General features: G+C 47.1%; 14 protein-coding genes. 2 read left to right on the forward strand and 12 right to left on the reverse strand.

Annotation, left to right across the window (positions count from 1 at the left end; all coding sequences use genetic code 11):
• Positions 1-215 precede the first annotated feature (215 nt).
• The 5 genes from ACYVGR_RS37470 to ACYVGR_RS37490 all read right to left on the reverse strand — a co-directional run bounded on the left by ACYVGR_RS37470 (position 216) and on the right by ACYVGR_RS37490 (position 3,353).
• Positions 216-599, reverse strand: a complete 384-nt coding sequence (locus tag ACYVGR_RS37470) for an energy transducer TonB (RefSeq protein WP_460966029.1) — start codon at positions 597-599, stop codon at positions 216-218.
• A gap of 344 nt (positions 600-943) precedes the next feature.
• Entirely contained in the window at positions 944-1,417 is a 474-nt protein-coding gene (locus ACYVGR_RS37475) for a hypothetical protein (protein WP_460966031.1), read from the reverse strand.
• Between the two features lie 443 nt (positions 1,418-1,860).
• Positions 1,861-2,190: a DUF2185 domain-containing protein gene (locus ACYVGR_RS37480; protein ID WP_460966033.1), complete on the reverse strand. Its 330-nt coding sequence runs from the start codon at positions 2,188-2,190 to the stop codon at positions 1,861-1,863.
• Positions 2,187-2,435, reverse strand: coding sequence for a hypothetical protein (locus ACYVGR_RS37485; protein ID WP_460966035.1), 249 nt, complete (start codon positions 2,433-2,435; stop codon positions 2,187-2,189). The genes ACYVGR_RS37480 and ACYVGR_RS37485 overlap by 4 nt, the downstream gene beginning before the upstream one ends.
• Before the next feature lie 60 nt (positions 2,436-2,495).
• Positions 2,496-3,353, reverse strand: coding sequence for an Rpn family recombination-promoting nuclease/putative transposase (locus ACYVGR_RS37490; protein ID WP_460966037.1), 858 nt, complete (start codon positions 3,351-3,353; stop codon positions 2,496-2,498).
• A 766-nt stretch (positions 3,354-4,119) separates the two neighbouring features.
• Between ACYVGR_RS37490 and ACYVGR_RS37495 the strand changes: the two genes are divergently transcribed.
• Positions 4,120-4,347: a hypothetical protein gene (locus ACYVGR_RS37495; protein ID WP_460966039.1), complete on the forward strand. Its 228-nt coding sequence runs from the start codon at positions 4,120-4,122 to the stop codon at positions 4,345-4,347.
• A 380-nt stretch (positions 4,348-4,727) separates the two neighbouring features.
• Here the strand turns inward: ACYVGR_RS37495 and ACYVGR_RS37500 are convergent, their stop codons facing one another.
• The 6 genes from ACYVGR_RS37500 to ACYVGR_RS37525 all read right to left on the reverse strand — a co-directional run bounded on the left by ACYVGR_RS37500 (position 4,728) and on the right by ACYVGR_RS37525 (position 8,746).
• On the reverse strand, positions 4,728-5,000 hold the full coding sequence (locus ACYVGR_RS37500; RefSeq protein WP_460966041.1) for a hypothetical protein: 273 nt from the start codon (positions 4,998-5,000) through the stop codon (positions 4,728-4,730).
• A 328-nt stretch (positions 5,001-5,328) separates the two neighbouring features.
• Positions 5,329-5,763 (reverse strand): hypothetical protein, encoded by a 435-nt coding sequence (locus ACYVGR_RS37505; RefSeq protein WP_460966043.1) that lies wholly within the window; start codon positions 5,761-5,763, stop codon positions 5,329-5,331.
• Between the two features lie 361 nt (positions 5,764-6,124).
• The gene (locus tag ACYVGR_RS37510; protein WP_460966045.1) at positions 6,125-6,463 is read right to left on the reverse strand and encodes a hypothetical protein; all 339 of its coding nucleotides are present in this window, start codon (positions 6,461-6,463) and stop codon (positions 6,125-6,127) included.
• A 336-nt stretch (positions 6,464-6,799) separates the two neighbouring features.
• Positions 6,800-7,177, reverse strand: coding sequence for a hypothetical protein (locus tag ACYVGR_RS37515; protein WP_460966047.1), 378 nt, complete (start codon positions 7,175-7,177; stop codon positions 6,800-6,802).
• Positions 7,178-7,518: 341 nt separating this feature from the next.
• Positions 7,519-8,073, reverse strand: a complete 555-nt coding sequence (locus ACYVGR_RS37520) for an SMI1/KNR4 family protein (RefSeq protein ID WP_460966049.1) — start codon at positions 8,071-8,073, stop codon at positions 7,519-7,521.
• A gap of 316 nt (positions 8,074-8,389) precedes the next feature.
• Positions 8,390-8,746, reverse strand: a complete 357-nt coding sequence (locus ACYVGR_RS37525; protein ID WP_460966051.1) for a contact-dependent growth inhibition system immunity protein — start codon at positions 8,744-8,746, stop codon at positions 8,390-8,392.
• Between the two features lie 600 nt (positions 8,747-9,346).
• Here ACYVGR_RS37525 and ACYVGR_RS37530 point away from each other — a divergent pair.
• On the forward strand, positions 9,347-10,468 hold the full coding sequence (locus ACYVGR_RS37530; RefSeq protein WP_460966053.1) for an IS110 family RNA-guided transposase: 1,122 nt from the start codon (positions 9,347-9,349) through the stop codon (positions 10,466-10,468).
• Positions 10,469-10,679: 211 nt separating this feature from the next.
• Here ACYVGR_RS37530 and ACYVGR_RS37535 read toward each other — a convergent pair whose 3' ends face one another.
• Entirely contained in the window at positions 10,680-11,048 is a 369-nt protein-coding gene (locus ACYVGR_RS37535; protein ID WP_460966054.1) for an Imm10 family immunity protein, read from the reverse strand.
• Positions 11,049-11,406 lie beyond the last annotated feature (358 nt).

Below are 11,406 nucleotides of genomic sequence, written 5' to 3' on the forward strand. Positions count from 1 at the left end.
CTGACTGTCGACCGCAAGCCCACAAACGAGCCCTACTTTTTGGCTGTTCACCCAACGACCCAAAGGGCTGATGGATGAGCAAAATACTCGACACAACAAACTTACTTTCAACCTTTACACCCTTTGCTGGTTGGGCTGCAAAGTTTCCTTTGGAACGTGCGTCTTGTCAGCGGTAGCATGCCCACGCGGAGCGCACAACAACGCAAAAATCCGCTTTAGTCAGGTTCAAGATACATCGGCATTGTAACAAACATTGCTACTCGTTTGCCATTTATTCTACCCGGTCTCCATTGACCGCTGGTTAGCTTGATGACTCGAACAATTTCCTCACCAGTGCCGAAACCATAATGTTTTGTGGCTTGAACGCTATCAACACCTCCATTATGAGTCACTCGAAAACGTACTACTATTTGACCCGTAACATTAGCCTTCAGTGCTTGGCTCGGATAAGAATAGTTCTTTATAATGAACGAGCCAAACTTAGCTTTACCACCAATATATTCAGGTTCCACTTTTTTCAACGACTGAGCATTTATCTCGGCTTTGGGCTTAGAGAAAAACACAAGAACAGCCAAAGAAAGCAAAATCTGGTATCTCATAATTATATAGCACAACTAACCCAGACGTTTCCTCTGTCAACGGCAACCTGGGAATGCAAGCCAAAACTTGCCAAACCGGGGCGTTTCCTGTGTTGCACGAAACCTGCCAAGAAAGCCCAAAGCCTCACCTATACGGCCTGCACCCTGTCGCACGCAAGCCTGCAAACACACCTTACTTTTGGCTGTTCACCCAACGACCGCGAGGGCTGATGGATGAGCACACTACATGCCTGAACAGCAACAGTTTCCAACCTTTACACCCTCATTTGGTTGGGCTGCCCCGCTTGCCCTCGGGACGTGCTCCCTGTCGCCAGACAGGGAAGCAGCGCAGAGCGAACCTATGTTTATCGGAATCTATACTGTCTATTTATCAAGTCCCTCATTGCAATTTCAAAGGTCCACTTTATTCGCTCTTGGCCTAGAAACTTCAACCCTTTATGCTTTTTAAACTCCTCTTCGAACTTGCTGAAATTGAAAAAGCAGTACTGGGATATTTGATAAACATCGCCGTTTTTGCTGTACAAAATCAGTTCTTTAAAATCATAAAGTCGGGTTTTAATAACACCTTTACTATAACCTTTGAATGACTGATAAGGCATAAATTTGCTTCTTATTCCTGCCAAATCAATTACTTCTATACCGCTTTCGATTATTTCAAAATTGAACCGTTGCTGAACGATTAAGCGAACTAAACGATAAACTACAAGGACAAACAGAAAAAACACAAAGATACTCCAAAGGTCACCTGATTGAGAAAAAGAGACAATGATGACGTATAAGAACAGCGACGGAACCACTATCCCAATAAGCCTCAACATGGGTATCAGAAAGTTAAATCTGCCTTTCATTAATTTCTGTTTAACTGTACTCGCATTTAAATCTTTCTTAAACAACTGGGTGCTGATCTGTTGAGCGCACTGCCTGTCACTTAGAAGCTAACTAACAGACCAACTTGGCCTGTCGGGGCATTTCTCGTGTCGCAGGCAACCCAAAAGCCACCTAATTCGGCGTTCGTAATGTCGACCGGAAGCCGCCTAACGAACCAAACAGCTTAACTTTGGGACGCGCTTCATGTCGCACGCAGGACCACAAACGAGCACTACTTTTTGACGATCCACCCAACGCCCGCGAGGGCTGATGGATGAGCGAGCAAGGTGACTGAACGCGAACAAGCGTCAACCTTTACACCCTCGTTTGGTTGGGCTGTCCGGCTTCCCAACCAGCGAGCATCCTGTCACCCGAAAGTTGCCTTAACGACTCTTTACTCTTCAACACGCTCAAACTTATCACTACCCGCCACCCGCAAAAATTCACTCCCAACTGGCGACTCCAAATGTGGGAGAATGCTTGGGTCATAGTTGGCAATGGTATTGACTGAATAATAAGCTAAGTTTTGAGCATCGTTAATGTACTCCTCTGATTCGGTTCCCGAAAAGAACCGCCATCCGTTATCCTGAGCTACATCTGATTCTTCTCGATACATATAGCCAACTTGCAAACCCTCAACCACAATCTTGTCGCTGGCCAAACAGGCACCGGGAAAATCAGTCAAAGCCTTAATATCCTCTTTTCGGAACTTATAATCTTTCATCGGTAAAATTTGCTGCCTTTCAGTGGCGCTTCCTCTGCCGCAAGCCAACCCGCATAGACACCCAAAACTGCCAACCGGGGCGTTTGGCCTGTCAACCGAAGCCGACTAAAGAGCCAAACAGCCTGACTTGTCGAGACGTGCTGTTTGTCGCACGAAAGCTGACCGTTACGTTGTTTTTCTGCTTGTCTGGCACACCCAACACCTCCATGTGCTGATGACGACCGTAGGGAGACATTTACACACATGGATGGTTGGGCTGTCAAGCTTTGGCTCTGGGGCGGGCTGCCTGTCACCCGGAAGGTGACTTATGAGTTTCTACTAATGCTTCGCTGAACTTCGAGCACGAAATCAATAGAAGTTCCAATGTATTCTGCGATTTCCTCTATCGTAAGCTTTCCGCCTTTGAGTGCTTTAGTTATCGCTTCGATTTCCTTCTGCTCAACAGCTTCTCGAATCTTCTGCTTCTCTGCTTTTACCGCTTCGGCGTTGGCCGCTGTCACACGAGCAAAGTAAGCCCGCTCTTCCGGGGTCATCTTCCGTGTGTCCAACTCATCAATGGCTCGCTTGAGCCACTCTTCGTTCCAGAAGGCCGGATACTGAGTCGGCTCGGTCGTATGAAGTGTCTTCATTGTGTAGACAAGTTTCTCTAAATCAGTCTCTATGTCAGCTACTTGTTTGGTAAACTTAGCCAATTCTACGATGATAAACGTCATTTGGCTATCAATAATTTCGCCCGCTTCACTACGTAGATTGGCCACCGTATGAAAATGCGCCGTTGGTAAAATACTTTTGTCCAAAAAGGCAATCGTATAGAGCTTGGGTAGATTAGCATAATCAAACTCGCCCCGCTCAACTAGTGGATTGAAGCGATGGAGCGCGTAAAATTTCATGCGTTGCACAAAGTGGGGAGCGTAGCCTAACTGCATCTCCACAATGAAGTGATTGCCCCGCTCGTCAGTGCATGAAACGTCAAAAATGCCGCTTCGACTGTCAACGGTCAGGGCTTCAAACGTGTTTTTGTCAAACTGAACCTCTCGAATCGGTACGTCCGATTTGATAAGGGCTTGTAGGGCTGTACGAAGAAATAGACTGTCGGCTTCGTTGCCAAATGTAGCTTTGAAGCCGTAATCGGAAATGATGGGAATGTACACATTGGTTTCCATGCCACAAAGGTAGAGGAAAACCCGTTTTGTCGAGTTGGCTTAATTGGGGCGTTTGCCCTGTCGCAGCCAAGGCCGGCCTGAACGCCCAAACTAGCCAGTTAGAGCGTTTCCAGTGTCATACGCTACGTGCCAAATAGACTTTTGACATAACTGGGGCGTTTCTCGTGTCGACCAAAGCGGCCCAACGAGCCTCAAAACAGCCGCTGAGACGGCTCCCTTGTCGCACGGACGACCACGAACACTCACTTCTTTTTGTATATCCACCCAACGACCATGAGGGTTGATGGATGAGGACGCTACGTCATTAAACAATCACAACTCCCAACCTTTACACCCTCATTGGGTTGGGATGATCCAACTCTCCTTTGGGACGTGCTCCCTGTCGACGGGCAGCTACCCTTGTAAAAAACTGTGAAGAGTAGCAGCGACGAGGTAAAAGAAAATTGTCAATACTAAGCTGATTATGAGCATCAGCCACTTCCTTTTATTCACCACGGCAAGATAAAAAGCCACGAAAGCAATATTAACAGCTACCTGAATGAAAAAGAAGAAATTGTCTTTCTGTTTGACACACTCACCTCCACTGAAGCCTCCTTCACAAACAGACGAATTATATTTCATAAAGGCCAACATGATAAATATGTTGGCCAAGAGCATAACGCCTGCATTGAAATTATGAAGCATTTTGGTCATTTGTATCGAAAATGCATTTTGTCAGCCGGAAGCTGCCTAACGAGCCACAACCAGCCCAACCGGGGCGGTCCTCGTGTCGACCGGAACTGGCAAACGCGCTAAACCGCTTTGTTACGGGACGAGCGGCCTGTCGCCCGAAGCCCGCAAACACTCCCAGCTTTGGCTGTTCACCCAACGCCAACAGGGGCTGATGGCCCCTGAGACCACTACAAACAACAACCGTAACGCCCTGCCTTTACACCCCTGTTTGGTTGGGCTGCCAGCTTTCCTCACCGGCGAGCATCCTGTCACCCGTAGGTGACAGGCGCGAAGCGGGCAATACGCACCAAATCCGCTTTTCAGACCCGCGCGAAGCCTCACAAACGTACTAAATCCGCTTTTGTCAGCTCACCGTTGCGGGACGTGTACCTTGTCGCCAGTGAGTTGCCTAACTTGCTAAAAGCTGACTGTCAGGGGCGTTTAGCTTGTCGACCGAAACCCACCTAACTCGCCTTTAGCTTCCATTTCGGTGTTTAACCTGTCGACCGAAGCCGCCCAACGACCATGAGGGTTGATGGATGATAACACGACTCAAGATAACAAACGTAGTGTCAACCTTTACACCCTCATTTGGTTGGGCTGCTAGGCTTCCCAACCGGCGAGCTTCCTGTCGCCCGCAGGGTGACAGGGGAGCCAAACATACTATGGCCGTTTCAATTGGTTCAGGGTTTTGATACGTTCAAAACACGCGGAACAAACTAACTTAATATCAGCAAAAGCCATATTGTCATCGTTCCACCCCTTCCCAAGGGCACGTAGGTTTTCGCACCGATTACACCATCCTTCCAAACTAGGCTCACCATCCTCGTCCTGCCCCTGATGAAAGCCTAACCGCTCCCCACTAAATACATGTTGACATACAAAGCCGCCGGGCAACTCCCCATGTTCTTCACAAGAAACTAACCGTTCAGCCATTTTTGTCTTTATTATCGAGTTTCCGAACAGGGGCGTTTGTGCTGTCGCCCCCAAGCCACCCTACCTCTTAAAGTCTAATTGTCGGGGCGTACCCTTTGTCAACCGAAACTGACCAACGAGTTAAACAGCTTGCCTGTCGAGCCGTGCCCCTTGTCGACCGAAAGCCGACCACTACGTTATTGCTTTTGCTATGCACCCAACACCAACAGGGGTTGATGGCAAATGCACAAGTTAGAATAAACGAACGTAGTGTCGGCCTTTACACCCCTGTTTGGTTGGGTTGCCCCGATTGCCTGCGGGACGTGCAACCTGTCACACAAGACGCCACTTACAACAGATATAACAGCAACACCGTATATGGTAAAATCGCAAAGAATGGCTTCCACTTTTCTTTAACGCTGGTGTTGGTAGTTTTCCATGTGATAGACTTGTTGAGCAGAAGCTTTACAGACTCATAAATCAGGTAGCTGCTTAAGGCCAAAAGAAACCCAAAAACAAGGCCACCTATAGGATCTTGTTTTAAGCTGTCAACAAAAGCGGCTATCTGCCACACTAAAGTTGCTGTAGTACACGCTATTGCCAGCGTTGCTCCTACTTTGGGTAAAAAAAGATTGATTATACTACAAATAAAATAGAGTAGTGAGGCACAGAAAAAACTAACGATGGGAATATAATTGGCTGGCCCTACGGAAAATCCCCAGTACAGTAGAAGAATATACAGATTGGGAAGACCTACCAGAAGGCAAAGGGTATAAATTCTCATCACTGCAGCATTTCAAGTAATTCTTATTGTTTACCAATTAGATTGTTTCCTTTGTCGACGGGAATGTGGACGTTGAATCCTCAAACCTGACTCATTCAGGCGTTTATCCTGTCGACTGAAGCCGGACAATGAGCCAAACAGCCGGACTTCGAGACGTGCGACCTGTCGACCGAAAGCCGACCACTACGCTGTTTTTCAGCCTCTTGCAACACCCAACGACCATGAGGGTTGATGGATAATAGCGCCACTCAAGATAACAAACGTAGCGTCAACCTTTACACCCTCATTTGGTTGGGCTGAAAAGCTTACCTCGGGACGTGCTCCCTGTCGCCAGACAGCTCCCCCACGCGGAATAACTAACTTAAATAATTGGCGTAGGAACTACAGCCAGTCTTTCATGAAGCGAGGTTAGTAGCGCTTTTAAGCCCGATTGCGAGCACCAATATTCGTTTATAACACCGCTTGTCGAGTAAATGGAAATGTTAAAGCCGTCTTCAATATCGTTATACCAGATTACATGCTGTCCAAAAATGGCAACTACCCAAAAACCTCCTCCTTCATCCCCCATTGGATAATTCTGCCACTTTTGAGGAGGTATTTTGATGAATTCCCAAAAAGAGGACACCACTGTACCTTCAATATCTAATTCGAAGTTTAAAACTAGGTTCTGCAATTCGTCAGCAGATATTGGTTTCCACATAGATTCTCTTTTTCCATTACACGTACCCATCAAAGGCGTTTGTTTTGTCGCACGAAACCCACCTAATTGTTCAGGGTCGGCTATTGGCGCAGTTCTCGTGTCAACCGAAGCAGACTAACGAACCCAAAGTTTACCTACTGAGTCGTGCGACCTGTCGCCGGGACGACGGCAAACACGCACGGCTTTTTGGCACCACCCAACGACCGCGAGGGCTGATGGAGCAGCACACAAGTTGACTAAAACCACCCGACTTCTACCTTTACACCCTCGTTTGGTTGGGTTGCCCAGCTTCCTTCGGGACGTGCTCCCTGTCACCCGGAACTTTGACTAACGAGCTTAAGATTGCATCGGACTGTGCCAATCATAACCGCAAAATCGGCATTGACGGGCTAGTGGCGTTCTGGCCAACCGACCACAATTTGGACAATTGTTTAAAAATACTTTCTCAGGAAACTCTGCTAGAAGTTTGGCCGCTACTTTAACTTCAAAAGCTTCGTAGCCATCTTTCAACAAGTCCAAAACATCTTTGTCAGTTGAGAGCCAGCCACGACTAACATACATTGCCTTTCGGCGTTGATTTTGCTCCTCTGTTTCTCGACCATCCGAATTATCAAGTTTATAAAGCGATTGCTGGTGTCTAAGTACTAATTTCTCTTTTGTGTTCAGCAAATGAGAATAGTAATTAATAATGTAGGATACTGTTTCCTTATCCATTTTTGTTACCCTAATTGGAATTTTTCTCGTGTCGAACGGAACCCGAGAAACTCTCTATTGAGCTACCTAACCGGGACGTTTCTCGTGTCACAAGTAGCTGACTAACGAGCCTAAACCGCTTGCCTGTCCGAGCCGTGCTCACTGTCGACCGCAAGCCCGCAAACACTCACTACTTTTTGGACTCGCACCCAACGACCATGAGGGTTGATGTATGATAAGATCACTCAAAATCACGAGCGTAGCCTCAACCTTTACACCCTCATTTGGTTGGGCTGCAAACCCTCCCATAGGACGGGCTCCCTGTCACCGGAAGCTTACCCATTACAATTAAAAGATAGTCTTCACTCTACAATTTCTTCTTCAGCTAAGTCAAGTTTTATTAGTAAGTCAAAAAAGTCTTCATACAGTTTCTCAACCTCTTCGGCTATTTCGTGATCCCAAAGTACTATCGGATAGTTATTATCGCCTGAGACTTGATTTGTATCAAAACATAAGTGTCCCCAATCACTCCAATCTGCAAACGGTATATAACCTTTGTCAATCAAAAACTCCGTTGGATAGCCATCAAATATCATTCGCACCTGAGCTGCTCTCCAAATATTTACTGGATGCCTACAGAATGAAGCTTGCCAAATTTGTAGTTCGTAAAAATGTTTATGCTTCAAAAATATCTTGTAAGTATCAGGTAACTTATAGCCGATTTGATCCTCAAAATCTTTTATTTCTTGATCTGTTACTTTGCTTGGGATTGGAAGCCAAATTCTCCATTCTTCATCTTCGTTTTGGTTAGCATCAGCCATTTCCTTTTCAATAGACATTGGCAAGTGATTCAAGCCAGTTGCGACCCATTTATTCAAATGTTTATCAATTATTTCCTTTATAGTTACCTCGCTCATATATGCTTTACTTACGAAATATTACAATAGACTGTCGCAATCAAGCTGCCTATCTTGTCTAAGCTTTACCTGTCGGGGCTATTCATGTCAACAGGAGCCGCCTAACCAGCCCCGAAGTTGCCTGTCGAGACGTGCAACCTGTCGCACGAAAGGTCGCAAATACGCTCTTACTTTTGGCAGTTCACCCAACGACCACGAGGGCTGATGGTGTACGAACAAATCCACTGAACGCACACGACCTGAACCTTTACACCCTCGTTTGGTTGGGCTGCTCCCTCCCCCCTCGGGACGTGCTCCCTGTCACACGAGAGCTAACTTACAAAGAAAGCTCTTTTACAACTTCTCCGTTTTCAGCTTTTAGTTGATTAAAGCGTTGGGCCAACTCTGGATGCCCTTGCCAAAACGTAAGCGGGAGCCTCACAACACTAGCTAATAAGTCGCCTTCATATAAATCTCCTTCAGCCAAAACATTCTCTGAAAGAACATCCAGCGCCAAAGGAACCAAATAGACCAAACCAATTTGCTGATTTATCAACTGCCGCAGCTGTTCAACGGTCAGAACTGAAAGCGGAATCTTTCGATAGCTATAGCAGGACTCCACTAACCGAGATGGGAAAGCAATCTCAGTCCAGACATCATTTTCGAGTTGTTCCAACGTCAAATGCTTGTTCATTTTGTTCTGATCTGTCGAGACGTGCCCTTTGTCAGCCAAAAATAGCCTTACTATAATTCTGCCAAAACGGGACGTTTCTCGTGTCGCAGCCAACCCAAAAAGCGGTCTAACTCCGGCGTGCCCTATGTCAACCGAAGCTGACAAACGAGCCAAATAATTCGCCTATCGAGCCGTGCAAGTTGTCGCACGAAGCCAGCAAACACGCGCTATTTATCTGGCTTGCACCCAACGACCACAAGGGCTGATGGATGAGCACACTACTCAACTCAACAACTGGGGCGTCAACCTTTACACCCTTGTTTGGTTGGGCTGCCAACTTTCCCTCGGGACGAGTGCCCTGTCAACCATATCTTTGTTTGCAAGCAAGTTAGCTAAAAAAAGTGCAACTTAGCAAATGCCATTGGTGAGCAGAAGAAGCCTTAGCTCTGTCGAAAATGCGTCCCTCCAGGACGACATTGATTTCCGGGTTTTGCCCTGCTCACCTTCTTTCTTCAACTTGAACAAGTACCCAATGGCGTGGTACGACCACGACCAGCAATTATGTGCGAAATTCAGAAAGAGCATTGGCCGTTGTCCTCATTCTCCTAACCAACTTATTCAATGGAAGCTCCCTTCAAAGCCATTAAGTACGGCGTCGGCATCGACATGGGTAAAGACGAATTTCATGCCTGTCTGATGGCGATCGATCTGGCCCAGCGGCTCAAAATCCGAGCTACCAGAGCCTTTAAAAATACCCCCAAAGGCTTCGCTGAATTCCAGCAATGGGCCAATCATCACGCCCAAAACCATGCCCTGCCGATTCATTACCTGATGGAGGCTACAGGCGTGTACTACGAGCAATTAGCTTTATACCTACACCAGCATCAAGCACACGTTTGTGTGGTGTTGCCCCAGAAAACAGCTAACTATATCAAAGCGCTGGGCATTAAAAGTAAGAACGATAAAGTCGATGCTCAGGCTTTGGCTACGATGGCCGCTCAACAACGGATTGAGAGCTGGCAACCTATTACCAAAGCTATGTACACCTTACGGCAGATCACACGACAACGCACTCATCTACAAGAACTTAAAACGCAATTAGGCAATCAACTATCAGCCCTGGAAGTGGGTATGTATCAGTCCCTGATGGTTGGCAAACAACTCGCTAAGTTGATCGATGAGATCAACAAACAGTTAGCGGACTGTGCCAAACAAATCGAAAAAGCCATTAATGACAACCCCGAATGGAAGCGCAAAGTAGAGCAGATTTGTGCCATCAAAGGGGTGGGTGTACTGACCGTAGCGCAGGTGATTACGGAAACCAATGAGTTTGCCCTGTTCGAGAACCAGCGCCAGTTGGTGAGCTATGCGGGGTATGATATAGTAGAGAACCAAAGTGGTAAGCGCGTGGGCAAAACGCGGATCAGTAAGCGGGGCAACAGCCGCCTTCGGAGGGCCATGTACATGTCGTCGCTGATGGTGGTGGGCTATGAGCAGACACCGTTCGTGGGCTTATACGAGCGGGTCTATGAGCGGACTAAAATCAAGATGAAAGGGTACGTGGCTGTGCAACGAAAGTTGCTAACGATCATCTACAGTCTGTGGAAAAAGGATGAAAAATACGTCGCTGATTATGTAAGTGAAGGGCATAAAAAAGTAGCCCCAACGGAGGGGGCTACACAGCATCGGCCACAAGTGGCCGTGCTTGAAAGGGCGAAGATAAATGAATTGGTCGAATCTTAAAATAATTATACCCTTTTTCTTGCAAAGAAAGACGGTACCCGGAACGCTGGCAAACAAGGTTTTTTTAGACTTGCACCCAACGCCCCAGGGGGCTGATGGATGAGCATGCTACGTTCCTGAACACGATCAACTTGCAACCTTTACACCCTTGTTTGGTTGGGCTGCCAACTTTCCTGCGGGACGAGCATCCTGTCGCCGGAGAGCTACCCACTTATAACATATCAGTCAACGCACCTGAATGACTGAATATCAGATGCAATGTAACTTGCAAACGAGAGAAATTGGTCTCATCAACCTGAAAACCAATCTCTAACCAATCGCAACCCAATCTCGCTACCCCTTCTTTATTGAGTTCAATCCTAAAACCTGTTCGACTTAATTCGGCACGTTGAATGCCGTCATAGCAGCCTTGACTTTGGCTATTTCGTTCACAATAAATCGGCTGGTCTGGTTCTTCAAATAGAGCGTACTGAAGCATAAAGACCTCTGTCGGCTGAATTGCGTCATCTGCAAAAGCCACTATCGCAACTTCATCTTCTTCTTGGACTACAACTGTATTAGCCTGAAACTGAACTTTCATTTAAAATAAGTTTGGCTTGTCGCACGCTACTTGGCAAACTCACTTTTTAGCTGGCCTAACCGGGGCGTTTCTCGTGTCAGCCGCAACCCGCCGAACGAACAAAAAATTAAACCTCTGCGGTCTGCAACCTGTCGCACACAAGCCCACAAACGAGCACTACTTTTGGGCGCTTCACCCAACGCCCGAAAGGGCTGATGGCTCGCCCGCAACTTGCCTGAACGCACGTACCCTCGGTCTTTACACCCTTTCTTGGTTGGGCTGCCGTGTTTGACTTAGCGGCCTGCCTCCTGTCGCCCGGCTGAGATGGTCTAATAAATCGGCACAGTGAACTTGCTTAACTTGCAAGAACATGCAGCCA

Source organism: Spirosoma litoris (genome assembly GCF_054776755.1).